General features: G+C 63.5%; 21 protein-coding genes. 13 read left to right on the top strand and 8 right to left on the bottom strand.

Going from position 1 to position 22856, the window contains the following annotated elements:
• The first annotated feature begins 39 nt into the window (after nt 1-39).
• The 4 genes from gmk to KOL99_RS09710 all read left to right on the top strand — a co-directional run bounded on the left by gmk (nt 40) and on the right by KOL99_RS09710 (nt 3644).
• Complete coding sequence (gene gmk, locus KOL99_RS09725) at nt 40-648, top strand: guanylate kinase (RefSeq protein ID WP_216510247.1); 609 nt, start codon at nt 40-42, stop codon at nt 646-648.
• A 30-nt stretch (nt 649-678) separates the two neighbouring features.
• The gene (gene rpoZ, locus KOL99_RS09720; protein WP_015721519.1) at nt 679-885 is read left to right on the top strand and encodes a DNA-directed RNA polymerase subunit omega; all 207 of its coding nucleotides are present in this window, start codon (nt 679-681) and stop codon (nt 883-885) included.
• 122 nt (nt 886-1007) lie between these two features.
• A complete protein-coding gene (locus tag KOL99_RS09715; protein WP_216510246.1) occupies nt 1008-3158 on the top strand; it encodes a RelA/SpoT family protein in 2151 nt (716 codons plus the stop codon).
• A gap of 105 nt (nt 3159-3263) precedes the next feature.
• Nucleotides 3264-3644, top strand: a complete 381-nt coding sequence (locus tag KOL99_RS09710; RefSeq protein WP_216510245.1) for a RidA family protein — start codon at nt 3264-3266, stop codon at nt 3642-3644.
• Between the two features lie 73 nt (nt 3645-3717).
• Here the strand turns inward: KOL99_RS09710 and rpmB are convergent, their stop codons facing one another.
• Nucleotides 3718-3909, bottom strand: a complete 192-nt coding sequence (gene rpmB / locus KOL99_RS09705) for a 50S ribosomal protein L28 (protein WP_012531640.1) — start codon at nt 3907-3909, stop codon at nt 3718-3720.
• 105 nt (nt 3910-4014) lie between these two features.
• Here rpmB and KOL99_RS09700 point away from each other — a divergent pair, with 105 nt between their 5' ends.
• Nucleotides 4015-4605, top strand: a complete 591-nt coding sequence (locus KOL99_RS09700) for a YdcF family protein (protein ID WP_216510244.1) — start codon at nt 4015-4017, stop codon at nt 4603-4605.
• A 184-nt stretch (nt 4606-4789) separates the two neighbouring features.
• On the opposite strand, the gene metG is transcribed toward KOL99_RS09700, so the two are convergent.
• From metG to tmk, 4 genes are all read right to left on the bottom strand, one after another.
• Complete coding sequence (gene metG / locus KOL99_RS09695) at nt 4790-6319, bottom strand: methionine--tRNA ligase (RefSeq protein ID WP_216510243.1); 1530 nt, start codon at nt 6317-6319, stop codon at nt 4790-4792.
• Entirely contained in the window at nt 6316-7254 is a 939-nt protein-coding gene (locus KOL99_RS09690) for a PSP1 domain-containing protein (protein WP_216510242.1), read from the bottom strand. The genes metG and KOL99_RS09690 overlap by 4 nt, the downstream gene beginning before the upstream one ends.
• A gap of 151 nt (nt 7255-7405) precedes the next feature.
• Nucleotides 7406-8368: a DNA polymerase III subunit delta' gene (gene holB, locus KOL99_RS09685; RefSeq protein ID WP_216510241.1), complete on the bottom strand. Its 963-nt coding sequence runs from the start codon at nt 8366-8368 to the stop codon at nt 7406-7408.
• A complete protein-coding gene (gene tmk, locus KOL99_RS09680; protein ID WP_216510240.1) occupies nt 8369-9016 on the bottom strand; it encodes a dTMP kinase in 648 nt (215 codons plus the stop codon).
• A gap of 247 nt (nt 9017-9263) precedes the next feature.
• Here tmk and rnc point away from each other — a divergent pair, with 247 nt between their 5' ends.
• The 6 genes from rnc to KOL99_RS09650 all read left to right on the top strand — a co-directional run bounded on the left by rnc (nt 9264) and on the right by KOL99_RS09650 (nt 16805).
• The gene (gene rnc / locus KOL99_RS09675; RefSeq protein WP_216510239.1) at nt 9264-9962 is read left to right on the top strand and encodes a ribonuclease III; all 699 of its coding nucleotides are present in this window, start codon (nt 9264-9266) and stop codon (nt 9960-9962) included.
• Nucleotides 9959-11011 (top strand): elongator complex protein 3, encoded by a 1053-nt coding sequence (locus KOL99_RS09670; RefSeq protein ID WP_216510238.1) that lies wholly within the window; start codon nt 9959-9961, stop codon nt 11009-11011. Before rnc ends, KOL99_RS09670 begins: the two co-directional genes overlap by 4 nt.
• A 140-nt stretch (nt 11012-11151) precedes the next feature.
• The gene (era, locus tag KOL99_RS09665) at nt 11152-12048 is read left to right on the top strand and encodes a GTPase Era (RefSeq protein WP_216510237.1); all 897 of its coding nucleotides are present in this window, start codon (nt 11152-11154) and stop codon (nt 12046-12048) included.
• A gap of 267 nt (nt 12049-12315) precedes the next feature.
• Entirely contained in the window at nt 12316-13842 is a 1527-nt protein-coding gene (locus tag KOL99_RS09660) for a cytochrome c3 family protein (protein ID WP_216510236.1), read from the top strand.
• Between the two features lie 279 nt (nt 13843-14121).
• Entirely contained in the window at nt 14122-14799 is a 678-nt protein-coding gene (locus KOL99_RS09655; protein WP_216510235.1) for a PTS sugar transporter subunit IIA, read from the top strand.
• A 2-nt stretch (nt 14800-14801) separates the two neighbouring features.
• Nucleotides 14802-16805: a proton-conducting transporter transmembrane domain-containing protein gene (locus tag KOL99_RS09650; protein ID WP_216510234.1), complete on the top strand. Its 2004-nt coding sequence runs from the start codon at nt 14802-14804 to the stop codon at nt 16803-16805.
• A 110-nt stretch (nt 16806-16915) separates the two neighbouring features.
• Here KOL99_RS09650 and nrfD read toward each other — a convergent pair whose 3' ends face one another.
• From nrfD to KOL99_RS09635, 3 genes are read right to left on the bottom strand one after another with little or no spacing between them, the layout of a single operon-like run.
• On the bottom strand, nt 16916-18163 hold the full coding sequence (gene nrfD, locus KOL99_RS09645; protein WP_216510233.1) for an NrfD/PsrC family molybdoenzyme membrane anchor subunit: 1248 nt from the start codon (nt 18161-18163) through the stop codon (nt 16916-16918).
• Nucleotides 18164-18165: 2 nt separating this feature from the next.
• Nucleotides 18166-18948 carry a 4Fe-4S dicluster domain-containing protein gene (locus KOL99_RS09640; RefSeq protein WP_216510232.1) on the bottom strand — a complete coding sequence of 261 codons (783 nt, stop codon included), beginning with the start codon at nt 18946-18948 and terminating at the stop codon, nt 18166-18168.
• Nucleotides 18945-19421, bottom strand: a complete 477-nt coding sequence (locus KOL99_RS09635; RefSeq protein WP_216510231.1) for a cytochrome c3 family protein — start codon at nt 19419-19421, stop codon at nt 18945-18947. The genes KOL99_RS09640 and KOL99_RS09635 overlap by 4 nt, the downstream gene beginning before the upstream one ends.
• Before the next feature lie 400 nt (nt 19422-19821).
• Between KOL99_RS09635 and KOL99_RS09630 the strand changes: the two genes are divergently transcribed.
• On the top strand, nt 19822-21798 hold the full coding sequence (locus KOL99_RS09630) for a proton-conducting transporter transmembrane domain-containing protein (protein ID WP_236025918.1): 1977 nt from the start codon (nt 19822-19824) through the stop codon (nt 21796-21798).
• 148 nt (nt 21799-21946) lie between these two features.
• Nucleotides 21947-22855, top strand: a complete 909-nt coding sequence (locus KOL99_RS09625; RefSeq protein ID WP_216510230.1) for a respiratory chain complex I subunit 1 family protein — start codon at nt 21947-21949, stop codon at nt 22853-22855.
• The last annotated feature ends 1 nt before the right edge of the window (nt 22856 follow it).

Genomic DNA, 22856 nt, shown 5'->3' with positions numbered 1-22856 from the left:
TGTTTTGTAGCGGATCCCGACAACGGCAACGGGTGAACTATGAAACGTGAAGGCGTATTGTACGTGATTTCGGCCCCTTCTGGGGCGGGCAAGACCTCGCTGTGTAAGGAAATAATTGACATCTTTCCTAACTTGCGGCATTCTGTCAGCTACACGACGCGCCCTCCCCGGAACGGAGAGGTGCACGGGCGTGATTATTTTTTTGTGGGTAAGGAAGAGTTCGACCGGATGGTCGAGGACGGGGAATTCGCCGAGTGGGCCGAGGTGCATGGCAACTTCTACGGCACGTCGCTCGCCACCCTCAAGGAATCCCGTGCCGAGGGGATCGACCTTATCCTTGATATCGACTGCCAGGGTGCGCGGCAGCTGAAAGGGCGTTTCGAAGGAGGGGTCTATATCTTCGTACTCCCGCCCAGCATCGAGGAGCTCAGGCGCCGCCTGGACAACCGCTCCTCCGACTCGCAGGAAGTCATCGAGCGCAGGATCCACAACGCCTCCGGCGAGATCAAGGAAGCGCGCTGGTACGATTACATCATCGTCAACGACAAGTTTTCCGAGGCCCTGGACCAGCTGAAAAGCGTGCTCATCGCCGAGCAGTGCCGCACCAGCCGCCTGCTGCAGGGGCTTTCCAGGATCTTCACGATTTAGACGTTTAACATCACAAAGGGGATTTCACTTATGGCAAGGGTTACCGTAGAAGATTGCCTCGAGAAGGTGGACAACCGCTTCCTCCTGGTCATGCTCGCCTCCAAGAGGGTGAAGCAGCTGTTCAAGGGCGCGAAGCCGCTCATCGACAACAGGGCAGCCAACAAGAACGTGGTCGTCTCCCTCAGGGAAATCGCCGCCGGCAAGATCGGCTGCGAGATCGGCAAGAAAGGTCGTTAACAGATCGAAAGGGAGACGCGTGAGCGGTCTCCCTTTTTTTTCAAACCGGCTGGGGCTATCGGCTGACGGGGCATCTGCCCCGGTGCTGTTAGCCCCTTCTTTTTCCAGATAAAACGGGCGCGATGATACGACTCAACGACATACTCGACAAGGTCTCCTCCTACAACCCGGGTGCCGACCTGGACCTTTTGCGCAAGGCCTACGTCTTCTGCGCCAAGGTACACCAGGGGCAGACCCGCCTCTCGGGGGAGCCCTACCTGATCCACCCGATGGAGGTGGCGGGGATCCTGGCCGACCTGAAGCTGGACCTTCCCGCCGTGGTGACCGGCCTTCTGCACGACACCGTCGAGGACACCCTGACCACCCACGAGGAGCTGGAGTCGCTCTTCGGCGCCGAGGTGGCGCGCCTGGTGGACGGGGTCACCAAGATCGGCAAGATCCACTTCAAGACCAAGGAGGAGAGCCAGGCCGAGAACTTCCGCAAGATGCTGCTCGCCATGGCCACCGATATCCGGGTCATCCTGGTCAAGCTCGCCGACCGCCTGCACAACATGCGCACCCTGCAGTACCAGCCCGAGCCCAAGCAGCGCACCATCGCCAAGGAGACGCTGGACATCTACGCCCCCATCGCCAACCGGCTCGGTATCTCCTGGGTCAAGGGCGAACTGGAGGACCTCTCCTTCCGCTACCTGGAGCCGCAGCTCTACTACGACCTGGCCGGCAAGGTCGCCAAGAAGAAGCAGGAGCGCGAGTCCTACGTCGCGACGGTCAAGGACATCATCAAGAAGCAGCTCGAGGAGCACGGCATCAAGGGGGACGTCTCCGGCCGCTCCAAGCACCTCTACTCCATCTACAAGAAGATGCAGAGCCGCAACGTCGACATCGACGAGATCTACGACCTGATCGCGATCCGCGTCTCGGTGGAAGACATCCGCGAGTGCTACGAGGTGCTGGGGATCATCCATTCCACCTGGAAGCCGATTCCCGGGCGCTTCAAGGACTACATCGCCATGCCCAAGGGGAACATGTACCAGTCGCTGCACACGACGGTGATCGGTCCCTACGGCGAAAGGATGGAGGTGCAGATCCGCACCGTCGAGATGCACCGGGTCGCCGAGAGCGGCATCGCGGCGCACTGGAAGTACAAGGAAGGGAAGGGGTACGACGAGAAGGAGGTCCGGCACTTCACCTGGATCCGGCAGCTGCTCGAATGGCAGCAGGAACTGGACGACTCCAAGGAGTTCATGGACACGGTCAAGGTCGAGCTCTTCCCGGAGGACGTCTTCATCTTCACCCCGAAGGGGGACGTGAAGGGGTTCCCGAAGGGCTCCACCCCCATCGACTTCGCCTACTCGGTGCACACCGACGTCGGCCACCGCTGCGTCGGCGCCAAGGTGAACGGCAAGCTGGTGCCCTTGAAGTACGAGCTGAAGACCGGCGACATCGTCGAGGTGATCACCTCGCCGCACCACACCCCGAGCAAGGACTGGCTGAAGATCGTCAAGAGCTCGCGGGCGCGCAACAAGATAAGGGCCTGGGTGAAGACCGAGGAGCGCCTGAGAAGCATCACCCTCGGCCGCGAGATCTGCGAGAAGGATTTCCGGCGCTACTCGCTCAACTTCGGCAAGCTGCAAAAGAGCGGCGAGCTGAAGAAGGTGGCCCAGGAGTTCGGCTTCCAGACCGAGGACGACCTGATGGCCTCGGTGGGCTACGGCAAGCTCTCCGCCAACCAGGTGGTGGGCAAGCTGGTCCCGGCCGACAAGATCGAGGCCGCCAAGGAGCAGAAGGAAACCCGCATCGGCAAGGTGATCGGGGCGCTCAAGGGTAAATCCTCCTCCGCCATCCAGATCAACGGCGTCGAGGACGTGCTCGTGCGCTTCGGTAAGTGCTGCAATCCCCTTCCCGGGGACGAGATCACCGGCTTCATCACCCGCGGCCGCGGCGTCACCGTGCACACCGCCGACTGCCCCTTCGCCATGGCGCTCGAGCCGGAGCGGCGCATCGAGGTGGCCTGGAACAAGGGGAAAAAGAGCGCGCTGCCGGTCAAGATCCGCGTCGTATGCAACGACGAGAAGGGAATCCTGGCCAACATCGCCACCGCCATCACCAACTGCGAGGCCAACATCTCCAGCGCCTCCATCCAGAGCACGCTGGACAAGCGGGGCGAGAACCTGTTCGAGGTGGACGTCACCGACCTCGACCACCTGAAAAAGGTGTTCGCCGCCATCATGAAGGTGAAGGGGGTCATCAAGGTGGAGCGTCTGAAGAGTTAGGCCGGGCCTTTACCCCTCGCCCTCCGGGCCTTCGCCCGCCGTAGGCTTGTCCGCAGGGAGAGGGGGAGTTTCTGGTAGTTGAAAAAAAGTAAGAAGGAGGACGGCATGAAGGAAATCATCAGCACCGACCAGGCCCCGAAGGCCATCGGTCCTTATTCCCAGGGAGTGAAGGCTGGCGGGTTCCTGTTCCTGTCCGGCGCCATCGCGCTCGACCCCGCCACCGGCGAGGTGGTGCAGGGGGGCGTCGTGGCGGAAACCGAGCAGGTCATGAAGAACATCGGCGCGCTCCTGGCGGCCGCGGGGCTCGGCTTCGAGGACGTGGTCAAGACGACGATCTATCTCGCCAACATGGGGGATTTCGCGACGGTGAACGGCATTTACGGCGGCTACTTCAAGGAGAACCCGCCGGCGCGCAGCACCGTCGAGGTGAAGGGATTGCCGCGCGGCGTCCTAGTGGAGATAGAGGTCACCGCTCTTTGCCGCTAGGGGAGACGCGGACACAAATAAAGCCGCGGACGCTTGGAGCGCCGCGGCTTTAGGGACTGTGCGGAAGATCTTCTTAGAGAGCCTTGGTGACGTGACCGGAGCGGATGCAGCGGGTGCAGACCTTGATGCTCCTGACGGTACCGTTTTTCACGGCCTTGATCTTCTGCAGGTTCGGGCGCCAAATTTTGCTGGTCTTGTTGTTGGCGTGGCTAACGTTATTCCCGAAGCTAGGGCCTTTACCGCAAATCTCGCATATTCTGGACATTTCTTTGTACCCTCCGGTGATTACTGAAGTCGTTACTAATAGCAGAAAGGCTTCGCCGTTGCAAGCAAAAAGTGGCGGGCTTGCTGTTTTTTCAGGTGCTAAATCATGGCTTTATTGAAGGGGCTGTTCTCCCTGTTGTTGCTGATACTGATCGTTTTGAGTGTTCTCTTCGTGGACTTCGTCTACAAGACCTTCTCCCTGACGCCGCGCGACGTGAAGAGCGACGCCATCGTGGTGTTGACCGGCGGTCGCGGCCGGGTGGAGGAGGGGGTGCGGCTGTACCGGGCCGGGCAGGGGAAGAAGCTGTTCCTGATCGGCGTCGATCCCGCGGTGAAGAAACGCGAGCTGTACCAGGGTGAGGGGGCGGGCAACGTCTACCTGGAGCAGAACTCCCGCAACACTTTGGAGAACGCCATCTACGCGCGCGACCTGATCATGAAACACAAGGTGACCTCCATCAAGCTGATCACCTCGCGCTACCACATGAAGCGCTCCACCATCCTGTTCCGGAACGCGCTCCCCAAGGACGTCGCCATCTACCCGCACCCGGTCGACTCCAGCAACTTGAAGGAAGAGTGGTGGAGTCACCAGGGGAGCTTCAAGCTGCTGTTCTCGGAGTTCTACAAGTACTGCATCCTCCGTTTCTTCTTCATGTTCGCGCCCGGGGAACTGAGGCCGATACCGGGGAACAGCTAAGGCGTCTCACGCCAAGCCGCAAAGGCGCGAAGAAAGAACCAACTACATAAAAATACAGGGATAAAGGGGATGAGAGGGATACAACCAAATCTTGGTTGACGATCCCCTTTATCCCTTTTATCCCTGTTAAACGTTGTGCGCCTTGCTTTTCTTTGCGCCTTGGCGCCTTTGCGTGAGGCGTGTGTTACTCCGCCTTCTCCTCGATCCTCGGGAAGAGCGCCTCGGCCTTGGCGATGGTGGTGCCGGGTTTCAGGCCGCCCCAGGCGAGACCCTCGGCGCTGGCCTCCTCCGGCCACCCCAGGCAGCACAGACCCTTCTGCGCGGTCTTGGGCATGAAGGCGGAGAGAAGCGTGTAAACCACCCTCTGGCTCTCCAGCATGTAGTACATGACGGTGGAGAGACGCTCGCGCTGCTCCGGATCCTTGGCGAGGGCCCACGGGGCGGTCTCGTCGATGTACTTGTTGCCGGCGGAGATCACTTCCCAGATCGCCTGCAGCGCGCGGCTGAAGGCCAGATCCTCGATGAAGCCGTCCACCTGGCCGATCATGGCCTCGGTCTTCTGGCGCAGCGCGGTGTCAACCTCCGCCTCCGCACCCGGGGTCTGCAGCACGCCGCCGAAGTACTTGCCCAGCATGGCGGTGGAGCGGTTCAAAAGGTTCCCCAGGTCGTTGGCCAGGTCCGAGTTGATACGGTGCACCAGCGCCTGGTGCGAGAAGTCGCCGTCCAGGCCGAAGGGGACCTCGCGCAGCAGGAAGTAGCGCACCGCGTCCACACCGTACTTGTCGACCAGCATGTTCGGCTCGACCACGTTCTGCAGGCTCTTGCTCATCTTCTGCCCCTCGACGGTCCACCAGCCGTGCGCGAACACCCGCTTCGGGATGGGAAGGCCGGCCGCCATCAGGAAGGTGGGCCAGTAGACGGTGTGGAACCTCAGGATGTCCTTGCCGATCAGGTGCACGTCGCAGGGCCAGTACTTCTCGAAGTTGCCCCCTTCCTCGGGGTAGCCGAGCGCGGTGATGTAGTTGGTGAGCGCGTCGAACCAGACGTAGACCACGTGCTTGTCGTTGCCCGGGACCGGGATCCCCCACTGGAAGGTGGTGCGGGATACGGAGAGGTCGCGTAACCCCTCCTTCACGAAGGAAATGATCTCGTTCCTGCGGCTTTTGGGCTGGATGAAGTCCGGGTTGGCCTCGATGTGGGCCAAAAGCTGCTCCTGGTACTTGCTCATCCTGAAGAAGTAGGACTCCTCCTTGAGCTTCTCGGTGGGACGGTTGCAGTCCGGGCACTTGAAGTCGATCAGCTGGGTCTCGGTCCAGAAGGTCTCGCACGGGGTGCAGTACCAGTCCTCGTACTCGCCGAGATAGATGTCCCCCTTCTCCATGACCCGTTCGAACAGGACCGAGACACCCTTTTTGTGCCGCTCCTGGGTGGTGCGGATGAAATCGGTATAGGAGATCTCCAGTTTCTCCCAGAGCGACTGGAAGCGCTTCATGACGCGGTCGGCCAGCTCCAGCGGGGTCTCGCCGGCGGCGGTGGCGGCCTTCTCGACCTTCTGGCCGTGCTCGTCGGTGCCGGTCAGGAAGAAGACGTCGAACCCCTTGAGCCGTTTGTAGCGGGCCAGCACGTCCGCGGCCAGGGTCGTGTACGCGTGCCCTATGTGCGGGACGTCATTTACGTAGTAGATGGGGGTGGTGACGTAAAAAGCCGGTTTCATTGTGGTTTCTCCTTTTTTCTCTCCTTGACGTCGACGGGCCTGTTGCGGCGCTGCTTGCCGGGGCCCTGGGACTTACCCTTGTCGCCCCCCTGCTGTTCACCTTTGCCCTGCGGCGGCTTCTTCACGCGGTCGCTGATGTTCTCGGGGGCGATGTCCTCACCCTTCAGGGTCACCAGCGAGTCGTCGGTCGTCTTCAGCGTGACCGTCTGCTCCAGTACGTTCACCTTGACCACCTCGCCGTCGTGGCAGCCGCACTGCACCCGCTTGCCGCACTTGGGGAGTCCCTTCCTGAGCGAGCAGTAGGTGTCGAATTCGTAGGAGAGGCAGCAAAGGAGCCTGCCGCACTGCCCGGAGATCTTGCTCGGGTTGAGGGCCAGGTTCTGCTCCTTGGCCATCTTCACGGAGACCGGCTCGAACTCGCGCAGGTACGAGGAGCAGCAGAGCTCGCGGCCGCAGATGCCGATGCCGCCCACCATCTTCGACTCGTCCCTGACGCCGATCTGGCGCATCTCGATCCTGGTGTGGAAGGCGTGGGCCAGGTCCTTGACCAGTTCGCGGAAGTCGACGCGGCCGTCGGCGGTGAAGTAGAAGATGGCCTTGGAGCCGTCGAAGAGGTACTCGACCTTGACGAGCTTCATGTCCATGCCCCGTTCCTTGATCCGGGTCAGGCAGAACTTGTGCGCTTCCTTTTCCTTTGCCGTATTGGCGGCGAGCGTCGCCAGGTCGGCCAGTTCCGCCAGGCGCTGCACCGGCTTGGTCCCCTCCGGGACCAGCGCGTCGTCCACCTCGATGGGGCCCGCGACCACCTGTCCTATGCTTTTACCCCGCTCGGTCTCCACGATGACCCGATCCCCGGCCTTGACGTTGGTCTTGCCGGCGGAGAAGTCGTAGAGCTTGCCCGCGGTGGTGAATTGAATCCGTACGATCTTTGCCAAAAAAGCCTCCAAAAAAACAGGTTGAGGTCGAGGTTAAGGTTGAGCCGAACCTCTTCCTTCCTGGGGTTGCCGTGTGTGTCCTGGTGCTGCTCTAAGCGGTGAGGTGCGGGGCTCAACCTCAACCTTAACCTTAACCTGCGAGCGAAGCTCGCTACCTCTGCGCGAGGCGCATGAAGAATACTTCCAGCGCGAGCCTCGCGTTCACGTTGCGAACGAGCAGCCGGCGCAGCGCGACCAGTTGCTCGATCAGTTCGATGGCCATCGCCTCGGTGCACCGCTCCGCTTCCCGGGCCACCAGGTGCGCCAGGTCCAGGTTGGTCAGCGCGTCCGGCGTGGAGCGGTAGATGAGCACGTCCCGGAGGAAGGAGAGGAGCAGCTCCAGGAATCCCGGCAGCCCCTCCTTGTCCGCGGCGAGTTCCTCCGCCGTCGCGAAGAGGACGTTGATATCCTTCAGGTTCAGCGCGAGTACCCGCTCAAGGAAGGTGACCCGCCCCTCGAGGACGCCGTCCCCCGCGATGTCGAGCGCCCGGCTCAGGCTCCCGCCGGAAAGCGAGGCCGCCACCCGCGCCGCCTCCGCCGGGAACTGGTCCCGCACCAGCCGCTCCTCGATCGTCCCCGCCGGCAGCGGCTGGAAGTCCAGCGTCTGGCAGCGGGAGAGGATGGTCTGCAATACCGCCGAGCGCTCGGCCGTGATCAGGATCATGAGAGCGTTTCCGGGAGGCTCCTCCAGGGTCTTCAGCAAAGCGTTCCCCGAGGCGAGGTTGAGCTTCTCCGCGCCGTCGATGATGCACGCTTTCTTGGGCGCCTCGAAGGGGCGGTACGCGAGTTCCTTTTGCAGCTCCCTGACCTGGTCGATCTTGATGAATGCGCCGTCGGGCTCAAGGATGTGCAGGTCCGGGTGCTGACCGCTGGCGATTTTCCGGCAGGAGGAACAGACGCCGCAGGCGTCTTCCTTGCCGCAGAAGACCGCCTGCACCATGGCCAGGGCGGTCTTTTTCTTGCCGCACCCCTCGATGCCGGAAAAAAGATAGGCGTGCGCCACCCGCTCCAGCGCGATGGAGCGCTTCAGCACCGAGATGGCACGATCCTGTCCGATGACTTCGGTAAAGGGCATCTAGCGCCCACCACGCGGCAGCCGGTCGGCGAGGGCGGCCGTTACCAGCACCTCGGTCCGGGCCAGGTCGCCGGAGCCGTCCACGACCACGAAACGCTCGGGGCAGGCACGCGCCAGCGAGAGGTATCCCTCGCGCACCCGCTCGTGGAACCGCACCGATTCCAGTTCGAAACGTTCCTCGCGCGCGCCGCTGGTCGCCTCGATGCGGGACAGGGCGCGGGAGAGGCCGACCTGGACCGGGCAGTCGATGAGCACGGTGAGGTCGGGCCGCACGCCGCCGGTGGCCAGTTCATTCAGCTGGCGGATCACGTCGAGATCGAGCTCCCTGCCGTGCCCCTGGTAGGCTACGGTGGCGTCGGTGAACCTGTCGCAGAGCACCGTCTCGCCCCGCTCCAGCGCCGGGACGATAACCTCCTGGACGTGCTGGGCCCGGGCCGCAGCGTACAGCAGCAGTTCGGCGAGCGGGGTGATGGCGCTGTTTTTGGCGTCGAGCAGGATGGCGCGCATCTGGTCCGCGATGGGGCACCCCCCCGGCTCGCGGGTGGCGACCACCTTCTCTCCGGCAGCCTCCAGGCGCTCCTTGAGGAGCCTCATCTGGGTCGTCTTGCCGCACCCTTCAACGCCTTCAAATGTAATGAAAAAGCCCATGTCTATGGTCTCATGATCCCCTATAAAATCACTGAATTATATGGGAGGGGTGATTATTATGCAAGATTTAAATGGCCCCGCGAAGGCCTGTGGCGCAAGGGCTTGGCCGCCATTGGCGCCGGTTTACGGGACGCCGACGGTGACGGTCCCTCCTGCTGCCGCGCAGCTGCCGCCGAGAACCCTATTGCCATGCCGTCACCCTTTGTCTATATTTGCCTCAAATTAAGGACAGGTACGGGCATTTATCATGAACGAAAAGCTGGACGATACCCTGGCGGCGATCGAGGCACGGCTCAAGTACCGGTTCCGCGACCCCGAGTTGCTGCAGGAGGCGCTCACCCATCGCACCTACGTGAACGAGGCGGGGGGGAAGGACAACCAGCGCCTGGAGTTTTTCGGGGACGCGGTGCTCGATTTCCTGCTCTCCGACCTCTTGCTGCGGCGCTTTCCGGAGAGCCGCGAAGGCGAGCTGACCAAGATCCGGGCCGCGCTGGTGGACGAGGTGAGCCTTGGGCGCATCGCCGCCGAACTGGAGCTTGGGGCTTCGCTGCGTCTTGGGCGCGGCGAGGAGAAGGGGGGAGGGCGGCACAAGCGCTCGCTTCTGGCCGACGCCTTAGAGGCCCTGCTCGCCGCGCTCTACCTGGACGGCGGCATCGAGACGACCCGGCGCGTGGTGCACGAGCTCTTCGAGCCGCTGCTGGATTCCCCGGAGCTGCTCTTTGGGCGCGACGCCAAGACCGAGCTGCAGGAGCTTGCCAGGCTGCTGCGGCGGGAGCTGCCGCGCTACCAGCTGAAAGAGGCCACCGGTCCCGACCACGACCGCCGCTTCACCATCGAGCTGTACCTGGGCGACGAGCTGATGGGGGAGGGGGTGGGGAGGACCAAGAAGGAGGCCGAGCAGGACGCCGCCCGCGCCGCGACGCTGCTGCTCAAGGGGGCGTCTTGAGGCCGCTGCTGGTCCCCTTTTTCATTCCGCACCAGGGATGCCCGCACCGCTGCGTGTTCTGCGACCAGGAACGGGTCTCCGGCGCCGGAGGGGGGCTCCCCACGACGGGGCAACTGCTGCGCCGCATCGAGGAGTACCGGCTGGGGGCGCCGGCGCGCAAACTGGAAGTCGCCTTTTACGGCGGCACCTTCACCGCGTTGCCCCGCCCCGACCAGGAGAGGCTCCTTCTCCCCCTGCAGCCGCTGTTGGCGGCAGGTGTCATTCAGTCGGTGCGGCTCTCCACCCGTCCCGACGCGGTCGACGCGGAGACCGTCCGTTTTCTCAAGGAGCATGGCGTTGCGACGGTGGAGCTGGGGGTGCAGTCGCTGGACCCCGAGGTGCTCCACCTCGCCGGGCGCGGTCACGGGACCTCCGAGGTGGAGCAGTCGGTGTCCGCCCTCAAGGAGGCCGGCATCGTGGTCGGTATCCAGCTCATGCCGGGGCTTCCGGGCGACACGCCGCAGACCTCGCTCGCTTCGCTGCGCCGGGCGCTCGCCCTGCAACCCGCCTTCTTGCGCATCTATCCCACCCTGGTTATCGAGGGGACCGAGTTGGCGCGGCGCTACCGCGAGGGGAGCTACCACCCCCTGACCCTCACGCAGGCGGTGGCCCTGTGCAAGGAGATGCTGGCCGAGGCCGGGCAAGCCGGCATACCGGTGGTTCGCTTCGGACTGCAGCCCACCTCCGAGCTCGATTCCCCCGGCGTCGTTCTGGCCGGTCCCTACCATCCCGCCTTCGGTCAGCTGGTCGAGTCCGAGCTCTGGTTCGACCGCATGTGCGAACTGCTGGAGGGGGTGCCTGCCGGTAGCCGGGTCAGTTTCGGCGCTCCCGCGGGCAGGGTTTCCGACCTGGTGGGGCAGAGGAGGGCGAACCTGCAGCGGCTGGCGACGCGCTACGGCGTGACGGCTTCAGTCAGCGAGGACGCGGCACTCTCCCCCGATCACATCTCCCTGCAGTGGGGCGAGCTGAGCCGGCACGCCCGCCTCTTCGAGTCTCATCCACGCCACTAGGCAGAACGCCGGTTCGAGGTATACTGTGTCGGTGCGCCTTACACCGGTACCGGTGCAAAGAACGCTTTCCTTGCCGTACCAATTCCCGTATGTTGTAACGCTTCGATTACCGCAACAAGAGCCAGGAGGGCATTACGAAGATGTCTGAAAAGATATTCCGTTCCGGTTTCGTCTCCATCGTGGGACGGCCGAACGTCGGGAAATCCACGCTGCTGAACCGCATCCTGGGTGAGAAGCTGATGATCACCTCGGACAAGCCGCAGACCACCCGCAACCAGATCAAGGGGATCCACAACGTGCCGGGGGGACAGATCGTCTTCCTGGACACCCCGGGGATCCACCGCGCCAAGACCCGCCTGAACAAGTTCATGGTCGAGGAGGCCCTCTCCTCGGTGCAGGGGGTGGACCTGATCCTGTTCCTCGTGGACGGCGCCTTCGATCCCGAGAAGGAGGCGGCCATGATCAAGGAGGTCCTCTCCGGCGTCGAGGCCCCGGTGATCCTGGTGCTGAACAAGATCGACCTCATTCCCAAGGGTGACCTGCTGGGGCGCATGGCGGCCTACGGGGAGACCTACCCCTTCAAGGAGATCATCCCGGTCTCCGCGGCTTCCGGCGACGGCGTCGAGCAACTGGTGCAGCTGGTGCACGGGCTGTTGCCCGAAGGGCCCTGCTACTTCCCGGACGATATCCTCACCGACGTCCCGGAGCGCTTCATCGTGGCCGAGATCATCCGCGAGAAGATCTTCCGGTTGACCCGCGACGAGGTTCCCTATTCGACGGCGGTGGTGGTGGACAGCTTCAAGGAGCGGGAGACCGGCGTGGTGGCGATCCAGGCCACCATCAACGTCGAACGCGACTCGCAGAAAGGGATCATCATCGGCCGCAAGGGGGAGATGCTCAAGAAGATCGGTACCCAGGCGCGCCAGGAGATCGAGCGTCTCTTGGACACCAAGGTGTTCCTGGAGCTGTTCGTGCGGGTGAGCGGCGAGTGGAGCGACAACAGCCGCATGCTCAAGGAGTTCGGCTACGAGTCGTGACGGTGGGGAGCGTTCCGGGGCTCCTCATGAGTAATTGCTTGCATGGTATAAGTTTGTTTGATAGTATAACAACGTTTTTTATTTTTGGAGTGCGGGTCCCCGGGGTGGCTTCTTTTCTCTAGTTATTTCTGTGGGTTTTTCGTAGACAGCTGTTTTAAATAATCGCGTATACATTAACATAGTTTTTTTTGACATAAGTCATGTCGGATAGTAAGGTTCTGCCCTATTTTCGTGGAACCATACGTAAACACGCAAGGAGACGACACTATGGCATTAAGAAAGTATGCCGGCTACGCCTGGAACCTGGTCAGTCTGGTCGGCATGATCCTGGCCGTCACCGCGACGGGCCTGATCATCGGCTTCCTCTCCTACGAGGGGATCACCGGCGTCGAAAAACCGTACCTCGGCCTGATGACCTACTTCCTCTTCCCGGGCATGCTTATCGTGGGCCTCATCCTGGTCCCGCTGGGCGCCTACATCGTACGGGAGAAGAGGCGCAGGCATCCCGACGAGGAGATCCCCCCGTTCCCGCGGGTGGACTTCAACGACGCGCACAAGCGCCATCTGTTCCTCTTCTTCGTCATCGCCAGCATCGGCTTCGTGCTCATCGTCTCCGTGGCCTCCCTGAAAGGGTACGAGTTCACCGAGTCGACCACCTTCTGCGGCGAGCTCTGCCACCAGGTCATGGAGCCCGAGCACGTCGCCTGGGCCAACTCCCCGCACGCCAAGGTGAAATGCGTCGAGTGCCACGTCGGCCCCGGCGCCGCCTGGTACGTCAAGGCCAAGATCTCGGGCATGAGGCAGCTCTACGCCGTTGCCACCCACACCTATCCCGAAACCATCGAGACGCCGATCGACAACCTCCGCCCGGCGCGCGACACCTGCGAGCACTGCCACTGGCCGGAGAAATTCTACGCCGGGCGCCAGAAGGTGTTCTACCACTACGCTCCCAACGAGGAGAACACCCCGCGTGAGATCAACATGCTGATCAACATCGGCGGGACCCCGAAGAGCGAGCACCACAGGGGCATCCACTGGCACATCGGCCAGGAGGTCTCCTACATCGCCCTGGACAGGCAGCGCATGAGCATCCCGTACATCGCGGTCAAGGAGAAGGACGGCACGGTGACCGAGTACATGGACACCGAGAAGCCGCTCAGCAAGGCGGACGTCGCCAAGGCCCAGAAGCGGGTCATGGACTGCCTCGATTGCCACAACAGGCCGGCTCACGTCTACCGCTCCCCGGGCGTGGAGATGGACGAGGCCTTCGCCGCCAAGCGTATCGACCAGGGGCTGCCGTACCTGAAGAAGACCGCGGTGGAGGTACTGACCAGGCCCTACAAGAACAAGGAAGAGGCCAAGGCGACCATCGCCAAGGAGCTCTCCGAGTACTACAACAAGAACTACCCGGAGGTGGCCAAGGCCAAGGCGAAAGAAATCACCCATGCCGTCACCGTGGTGCAGGACATCTACAACAGGAACTTCTTCCCGGCCATGAAGATCTCCTGGAATACCTACCCGAACCACATCGGGCACTTCTACACCCCGGGGTGCTTCCGCTGCCACGACGGCAAGCATAAGACCGCGGCGGGCAAGGTCATCTCCAAGGACTGCAACATGTGCCACACCGTGCTGGGGCAGAAGCAGGAGAACATCCCGGCGAACAGCCCACCGGTGAGACAGTTCGTCCACCCGGTCGACATCGGCGACGAGCTCTTCAAGGCGAACTGCAGCGACTGCCACTCGGCGGGCGGCCAGGACGTCCCCGGCGGCGAGAAGCACGCCAAGAAGTAACAGCGGCAACGAAAGGCCCCCGGAATGCTCCGGGGGCTTTTTTTCTGCAACCAAAGGCAATCCCCTCTGTCTCCCCTTCGCAAAGGGGAGGACGCGGCTTCAGCTGTTGTGCCTCGTGCTAAATTTTCCGTTGCCCCGAGATTTGCCGTAGAACCTTCTTCCTTGTCGAGCCGGCCCGCCAAACGGGCGGTACGATTCGCTTTTTCAAGATTAACGGCGTTGCATCTTCATCTTAACGGTGCTATACCTTTCCCTGTTCAGCCATGGGGGTAACAGTCGATGTTGATGAAGGCTTCAGAGGTGGCCGCGCTGCTGCACCAGGACGAGAGCACGGTCGTCAAGTGGATCAAGAAGGAAAAGCTCCCCGCGACCCTGGTGCACGGCACCTACCAGATCAACCGGGTCGACCTCCTGGAGTGGGCCACCGAGCACCACATCAAGGTGCCCCCCGAGCTGTTCGAGGCGGTGCAGGCGGACCTGGACCTTCCCTCCCTGGCCCAGGCGCTGGAGGCCGGCGGCATCCACTGCGGCGTCCCCGGCGACGACAAGCTCTCGGTGCTGCGCAACGTGGTGAACCTGCTGCAGCTCCCGCCGCAGGTGGACCCCGAGTTCCTGCTCCAGGTGCTCCTGGCCCGCGAGGCGCTCGGCACCACCGCCGTCGGCGACGGCATCGCCATCCCCCACGTCCGTAACCCGATCCTGCTGCAGACCAAGCCCAAGCCCGCGGTATCCCTCTGCTTCCTGGAGCACCCGATCGACTTCGGCGCGCTGGACGGCATCCCGGTGCGCATCCTGTTTTTGATCACCAGCCCCACCGTGAAGGTGCACCTGCACCTCCTGTCCCGGCTCGCCTACGCCCTGCACGACCAGGGATTCCGGGCCACCCTCAACAACGCCTGTGATCCCGCGGCCGTCATGGACGCCGCCCGACGCTGCGAGCGCGGCAAGAGGAGCTGACGATGACCTTCTCCGGCGAGCCTGCGACCTCTCTTGGACTGCTGTTGCTCGCCGTTTGCTGCCAGGCCGCCTCCGGAGTGCCGCTGCTGCTGCGTCCCGGGTCGAGCGTCGCGCAGCGCGCCGGTGTCGCACTCATGGTGGCGGCTTCCCTTGCCGGCTGCGCCGGCGCCCTCGGCGCCGTTTTCCTTCCCGTCGCCGGCACATGGTTCCTTCCTTCCGGGCTCCCCTTCGGCGGGCTGGAGATCGGCGTCGACGCGCTTTCCGCCCTGTTTTTACTCCCCATTCTCATCGTGACCGGCTGTTGCGCGGTCTACGGCGCCGGCTACTGGCCCGTGGCGCGGCACCCCGGGCACGGCGGCAAGCTTGCGTTCTTCCTGGGGCTCCTGTCCGCGGCCCTCACCATGGTGCTGGTGGCGAGGAGCACCCTGCTCTTCCTGATGGCCTGGGAGGTCATGGCCTTCTCCGCCTATTTCGCCCTCACCACCGAGGACGAAAAGCCGCAGGTGCGTGAGGCGGGCGTGCTTTACCTGATCACCGCGCACCTTGGCGCCTTGGCTCTTTTCGCCACCTTCTCTCTCCTCAACGCCGCGACCGGTGCCTACCTTTTCCCGGCGCAAGGCTCCCTCCCCGCAGCGGGGCCACTCGCCACAGCCATCTTCCTCACCGCCCTGTTCGGCTTCGGGATGAAGGCCGGCATGATGCCGCTGCACATCTGGCTCCCCTCGGCGCACGCCAATGCCCCCAGCCACGTTTCCGCGATCCTCTCGGGGGTGGTGCTGAAGACCGGTATCTACGGCATGATGCGGGTATTCTCCGCCTTCGCCGATCCGCCGCTATGGTGGGGCGGGATGGTCCTGGTGCTGGGAAGTATCTCCGCAGTCCTCGGTGTCGCCTACGCCATCGGGCAGCACGACCTGAAGAGGCTTTTGGCCTACCACAGTATCGAGAACATCGGCATCATCCTCATGGGGCTCGGCATGGCGCTCATCGGTGCGAACCAGGGGTGGGAGGCGCTCATCGCGCTCGGGGCGGCGGGGGCGCTGCTGCACGTGATCAATCACGCGCTGTTCAAGGCGCTGCTCTTTCTCTCCGCCGGTTCCGTGATCCATGCCACCGGCACCAGGGAGATCGACCTCTTGGGTGGCGTGGGGCGCCGGATGCCGAAAACGGCCCTCTTTTTCCTGGCCGGAGCGGTCGCCATCTGCGGGCTCCCCCCCCTGAACGGCTTCGTCAGCGAGCTGATGATCTACCTCGGCGCCTTCAACTCCATCGGCGCCGCGGTCGGCCTGGGGCCGTCGCTCCCCGCCTTGGCGGCGCCGGTGCTGGCGTTGGTGGGTGGGCTGGCGGTGGCCTGTTTCGTGAAGGTCTACGGGGTGGTCTTCCTGGGGGCGCCGCGCTCGCCTGAGCACGAGGCCGGGCATGAGGCGGGAGTCGGGATGCTGGTTCCCATGGCCGTCCTCGCCTCATGCTGCGCCGTCATCGGGTTGGCGCCGGGGCTGTTTGGGGGGATTCTCAACGAAGCCCTGGTGGACTACCGCCAGTCGCTGGCCGCGCACGGGATAGCCGGCCTGGTTCCCTTCGCCTGGATCTCGATCGTCGGGGTGGGGTTGCTCCTGCTGCTGGCCCTGCTCTGGCTCTTCTTCGCCAAGCGCGCCGCCCGTCTCCCGGTGGCGGTGGCGCCCACCTGGGGCTGCGGCTACCTAAGGCCCACGCCGCGGATGCAGTACTCCGCCTCATCGTTCGGCGCCACGGTCGTGGGGTGGTTCGCGCTGCTGCTCCGTCCCGAGCGGCACCGGTGCGAGGTTGAGGGGCTTTTCCCGGGGCACTCAAGCCATGAGAGTCACCTGCCGGAGACGGTGCTGGAAAAGGGGTATCTGCCGTTTCTCGAGTACCTGTTCGAGAAGGCCCAGCCGGTGCGGCGCCTGCAGCACGGCAAGCTGAACATCTACATCTTCTACACCTTCGTGACCCTGGTGCTGCTGCTCGCCATCACCAGCGGGTACTAGGGGGGATCCGGTTGGGTTGCCTGCGTTCACGGTGAAGTCCCGGGTTCCCCCGTTGCTGCACCCTTACCCTCACCCCCGGCCCCTCTCCCAGGGGCGAGGGGAGCCGAGGCTCAGTGCGTCTCCTTGAACACCGGCATCACCTTGTTCAGGAGATAGAAGAAGCAGAAGGGGACTCCGGCGACGATCAGGGCGCCGACCAATCCCTCCTTCAGCGTTTCCATGCTGTCCGGCCACAGCGGCAGGACGTAGTGCATGAATCCCGAGAAGGAGGAGGAGAAGGCCTGACCGCCGATGACGACGTTCCAGCGCATCATGAAGACGCCCAGCAAGACCAGCATGGTCCCTACGACGGCCCGGCGGATGGTCAACCCCGGGATCAGGAACAGGACGAAGGGGACCAGGTTCCCGAGCCCGTACTGCACCACGAAGATGTTCACGAAATCCCGCTCGTAGATGACGCTCCTCAGGATGTCCCACGATTTCACCGCCGTGTACCCCCTGAAGATCAGGTCCAACAGCTCCAGCGTAATGGCCGCCACCATGAACATGAGCAGGTAGCGCGAGGTCATGGCCACCACGTGGGCCTCGGCGCTCTTCAACTCATCCATCGAGGGGAGTTCTGGGTGGGCGAGCCTGTGCCGCCGCGCGAGTTGCTTTCGTATCTCCATGGTGAGGATGTAGGTCAGGATGCAGAGGGCGATGCCGGAAACGACGGCGGAGCAGATGAAGATGACCGGCATGAGCGGGGTCATCCAGAGCGCGTTCGCCTTGACCGAGCCGAAAATGAAGCCGGCGTAGCCGTGCAGGAAGCAGGCGACCGGGATGCCGGCGCCGGCGAGCTTCTTCACCGCCCGCTCGTCGGCCTCGAGCGCCTCGTGCGAGATGTCCCACGCCCCGAGCGTCAGCACGCTGAACAAGAGATACCACCCCTGCTGCAGCGCCGTGCGCCCGTCGATCGCCTTCAGCGCGAGCGCGGTCTCCACGAAGTGCTTGCGGAACACGAACCACAGTTCAGAGGCGACGATCATGCCGTAGGTGCTGAACACGATGCCGAACGCGGCGATGGCGGAGGTGAAGTGTGGCGTCAGCATCACCTCGATGCCGCGCAGCGGCTGCTGCAGGTGCATCAAAAGCGGCAGCATGGCAACCGGCAGCAGCGCGAAAGAAAACACCAGCGAGAAGCGCGCGATCCCTTTCAACTGCTTCACGCCGAAGACGTGGTACAGCGAGGAGAGTACGAAGGCGCCGGCCACGAGGCCGGTCATGAACGGGTACATGACGATCTGGATGGTCCAGTAGATGTACTCGTTGGGATAGGTGAAAAACTCCTTTATGGTCCAGGCTTCTCCGTGCACCATGGCTATTTCACCTCCTTGGAAAGGCCGAGGTAGAAGACCTGCGGCTTGGTGCCGTACTCCTCCTTGAGGACGTTGACCCGCTCGGTCATGATGACCCTGGTCACCGGGTCTTCGGGGTCCCTCAGGTTCCCCACCCGGCGCGCCCCGAAGGCGCAGCTGTCGACGCAGGCGGTCTGCATCCCCTTGGTGATGCGGTGGTAGCAGAAATTGCACTTCTCGGCGACGTGGAACACGGGATGGAAGAAGCGCACCCCGTAGGGGCACCCCATGATGCAGTAGCCGCAGCCGATGCACCAGCTCCGGTCGACCAGCACCACCCCGTCCGCGGTCTGGTAGGTGGCGCCCACCGGGCAGACCTGGACGCAGGGCGGGTTGTCGCACTGGTTGCAGAGCTTGGGCACGAAGAAGGCCTTCTCGATGTCGTCGTCCTTGATCTCCTCGAGCTTGCCGTGGCCGATGTCGATCCCCTTGTTGGGAAAGCCGTCGCGCGCCCCCTTGGGGGAGTCGATGTGGGTCTTGCCGTCGCTCGTCACCACGTAGCGCTCAACCCAGGTGCGGGTCACGTTGGCATCGTAGGGAACCTCGTTCTCCACCTTGCACCCCTTGACGCAGAAGCCGCACCCCACGCATTTGCGGGTATCGACCAGGAACACCCAGCGCGGCCCCTTCTCATCCTTCTCGGCCAGGAGCCGCTTGGGATCGAAGAGTTCCAGGCAGGAGAGGGGGATGGCCAGGCCGCCCGCTATGAGCAGGGATTTCTTGCAGAAGGATCGTCTCGAAATCATTTCTGGTGCCCCTCCTTCCTGGGATCGTGCGGCCAATGGCAGGTGACGCAGTCCAGGCCGACGTTGTGGGTCTTGGGGTCGATCCCCTTCATGACGCCGCGGCCGCTGTTGGGGTAGGGGAGGCGGGTATGGCAGCGGGCACAGAGCTCGCGGCTGCGGTCGATGGTCAGCGACCGGGGATCGTCAGGATGGTTCAGGGCGGGGCCGTGACAGTTCTCGCAGTTGATGTTTCGGTGCGGCGACTCCTTCATCTCGTCGTACTTGTCGGGATGGCAATCCTTGCAAAAGGCCGCGGTCTTGTACTTCACCTTCACGTCCTTCCACTGCTGCTCGTTGCCGGCGCGGTGCCAGCCGTACATGTACCCCCTGGCGCCGACCCCGAAATCCGCGGGGACCAGGAACTTGCGCGCCACCAGCACCAGGGCGATTACCGCCAGCACCACGAATAGCGGGCGCCAAACATGATTCTTCACAGACTCCCTCCTTTCACCCAGATGTATCTTTACCGACAGCGCGGGAAATAACCTTCACCTCGTTATGTTTTCTATAACGACGTTCGAGGCATACGCGGAGTTAGTGTTTAATGATAACGGCAACCCGCTTGAAAACAAGGGAGCTTGGCAGTATTGTTGTTTTATCGCCTGCCATTAGACATTAAAAATCTTTTTTTGACAAATCCATCCTCAGGGAGTATGTTGGGGTCCCTGTCGCCCCCTGTAAACCGTATCGACACGCTGTCGCCACAGTTGAAGGGAAACGCGGCGGCTCTGGCAGCTTTGCTCCCCTTCCGCACTGGCCGGCACCCCCGGCTGGGTGGAAGGTTGAAACTCGATGGGCAGATGACGATCCGTTCCTGGTTCGAAAGGGTGGGTTATGTTGTTTTTTGACATGATGCGGGACCCGGCTTCCCTGGTCCTTTGCGCAATAGCTCTAGCCGGCTGTTCGGGGCTTCCCGGTCTCGTGTTGCGAGACGGGACACTCGGTCAACGGCTGGCCTCGACAGCCGCGTTGACCAGCTCCCTGCTCGCGCTGCCGTCTCTTCTCTACCTGCTGCTCGGGGGAGGAGAGGCAAGCTTCCTCCTGAACTGGAACCTACCCTTCGGCCCCTGCGAAGTCGCCCTCGACCCTCTCTCTTTATTCTTCCTGATCCCCATCTTCCTGGTGTTCCCCGCCGGCTCCCTCTACGCCCTCGGTTACTGGCCCGCCGCCTCGCACAGCTCCCAAAGAAGCGTCACCTTTTTCTACGGTCTGCTGGCCTGCGCCATGGCGCTGGTGGTGGTGTCGCGTAACGGCGCCCTGTTCATAATGGCGTGGGAGATCATGGCGCTCTCGGGGTACTTTCTGCTGGTCGCGGAACACCGCGAGGGGGAGGTGCGCGGCGCCGGGACGGTCTACCTGGTGGCGAGCCACCTGGGCGGGGCGGCGCTGTTGTTCCTGTTCGCCTCGTTGTTCATGATCACCGGCGGCTTCGGCTTTCCCGCCGCAGGTTCGCTCGCCGTCGGCGCGGGGCTGGCCGGCACGCTCTTCTGGCTCGCATTGGCCGGCTTCGGCTCCAAGGCCGGGCTCATGCCGCTGCACCTGTGGCTTCCGTCGGCCCACGCCAACGCCCCGAGCCACGTTTCGGCCCTTCTCTCCGGCGTCATGCTCAAGATCGGGGTCTACGGCATCCTGCGCGTGCTCTCGTTCTTCCCCGAGCGCCCGCTCTGGTGGGGCGGGGTGCTCACCGTCGCGGGGCTCGCCTCGGCCGTGATGGGGATCTGCGTCGCTTCGGCGCAAAAGGACATCAAGCGCCTTTTGGCCTACAGCAGCATCGAGAACCTGGGCATCATCTGCGCCGGCATCGGCATGTTCCTCCTGGGGCAGGGGAGCGGCAACGAGCGGCTCGCCTTCCTGGGCCTTGCCGGCGCGCTCTTCCACGTGTTGAACCACGCCGTCTTCAAGCCGCTGCTCTTTTTCTGCGCCGGGAGCGTCATGCACGCCGCCGGCACCCGCGACCTGGACCGGATGGGGGGGCTGGCGCGCCGGCTTCCCTACACCGCCTTTTTCACCCTGTGCGGCGCCGTCGCCATCTGCGGCCTGCCACCCTTCAACGGCTTCGCCAGCGAGATGCTCCTGTACCTCGGGTTCTTCGGGGAGGCCCGCGCCGGGCAGCCCTTCGTGGCGCTCGGTGCGCCGGTACTGGCCCTGGTCGGGGGCGTCGCGGTGATCTCCTTCGTGAAGCTCTACGGCATCGCCTTCCTCGGTGAACCCCGCACCGCCGAGGCCGCCGGCGCCCACGAGGCGACCGGGACCATGCTGGCCCCCATTGCCCTGCTGGCCTTTCTCGCCCTTGCCGGCGGACTTTTCCCGCAGCTCTTCCTGGCCCTGGTGCAGCCCGCCATCCGGGGGCTCGCGCCTGACCTCGCCCACGCGGCGGTCCTTCCCATCGCGCCGGTCTGGTTCGCGCTGGCGGGGGGGAGCGTCATCTCCCTGGCCCTTCTTTTGTTCCTGTTCCTGCACGTGAAAACCAGGGAGAGGGCCGTATCCGCCCCCACCTGGGGGTGCGGATACCTTAGGCCTTCGCCGCGCATCCAGTACACCGGTAGCTCGTTCGGCGCCTTTTTCTCCTCGCTGTCCGGCGCCCTGATCCGTACCCGCATCACCATGGGGCCGGTGACCGGACTTGCGCCAGCCGGGGCGCGCTTTTCCTACCACCCCGAGGAAACCCTGCTGCACCGCGTGGTGCTGCCGGTCCTGAACGTTCTGGGAATTGGCTGTGCCTTCGTGCGGCGGCTGCAGCACGGCGAAGTGCAGATCTATATTCTCTATATCTTCGTGACGCTGATGCTATTGCTCTTGTGGGTGCATTGAAAGGGTCTACGACGGCAACGGGAACGATGCCCGGAAAAGGCAGGGCGAACGATCCGCGGGGCGAATGGCTATTCGCACCGACAGGGATGGGGACACGATCCGCGGGGCGAAATGGTTGTTCGCACCTACCGGAGCACAGGAGTTGGACATGATCGATACAATCTTCCACGTGGTGCTGGTACTGGCCATGCCGCCGCTGTTGCTGGGGGTGATCGGCAAGACCAAGGCGGCCTTCGCCGGGCGGGTGGGCGCCCCTTTCCTGCAGCCCTACTACGACATGGGGCGGCTCATGCAAAAGGGAATCGTCCTCTCCGACAGCACCACCTGGATCTTCCGCGCCGGGCCGGTGGTGACGCTCGCCGCCACCCTGTTCGCGGCGCTCCTGGTGCCGCTGGGCAAGCACCCGGCGCCGGTCTCCTTCGAGGGGGACATGATCCTGTTCGCCTACCTCTTCGCCCTGGGACGCTTCTTCACCACCACGGCGGCGCTCGACACCGCCTCCAGCTTCGAGGGGATGGGGGCGGCCCGCGAGGTGAGCTTCTCCTGTCTGGCGGAGCCGACCCTCTTCTTCGCCCTGATCACCCTGACCCGGCTCTCCGGGACCATGAGCCTGACGCCGATGCTGCAGCACGTGACGCTCCCGGTCTGGATGGCCACCGGCGCCTCGCTGATCCTATTGCTGGCCGGGCTCTTCGTGGTGCTTTTGGCGGAGAACTGCCGCATCCCCTTCGACGACCCCAACACCCACCTCGAGCTCACCATGATCCACGAGGTGATGGTGCTCGACCACAGCGGCCCCTATTTCTGCTGCGTCCTCTACGGCGCCGCGTTGAAGCTCTACCTTTTGGGCGCGCTCTTCGTGAACATCGCCCTGCCGTTCGCCTCGGGCAACGCCTACGTCGACTGGGTGGTGTTCGCGGCGGGGATGCTGCTCCTCGCCGTCGCCATCGGCGTGGTGGAGTCGGTGATGGCGCGCCTGAGGCTGATCCGCGTGCCGCAGCTTTTGGTGGCGGCCTTGATCCTGACCGCATTCTCCCTGGTTCTGGTTGTGAGGTGAC

The sequence above is a fragment of the Geomonas azotofigens genome, assembly GCF_018919395.1.
Taxonomy (GTDB): Bacteria; Desulfobacterota; Desulfuromonadia; order Geobacterales; family Geobacteraceae; genus Geomonas; species Geomonas azotofigens.
This window is presented reverse-complemented; position numbering and strand designations above follow the sequence as displayed.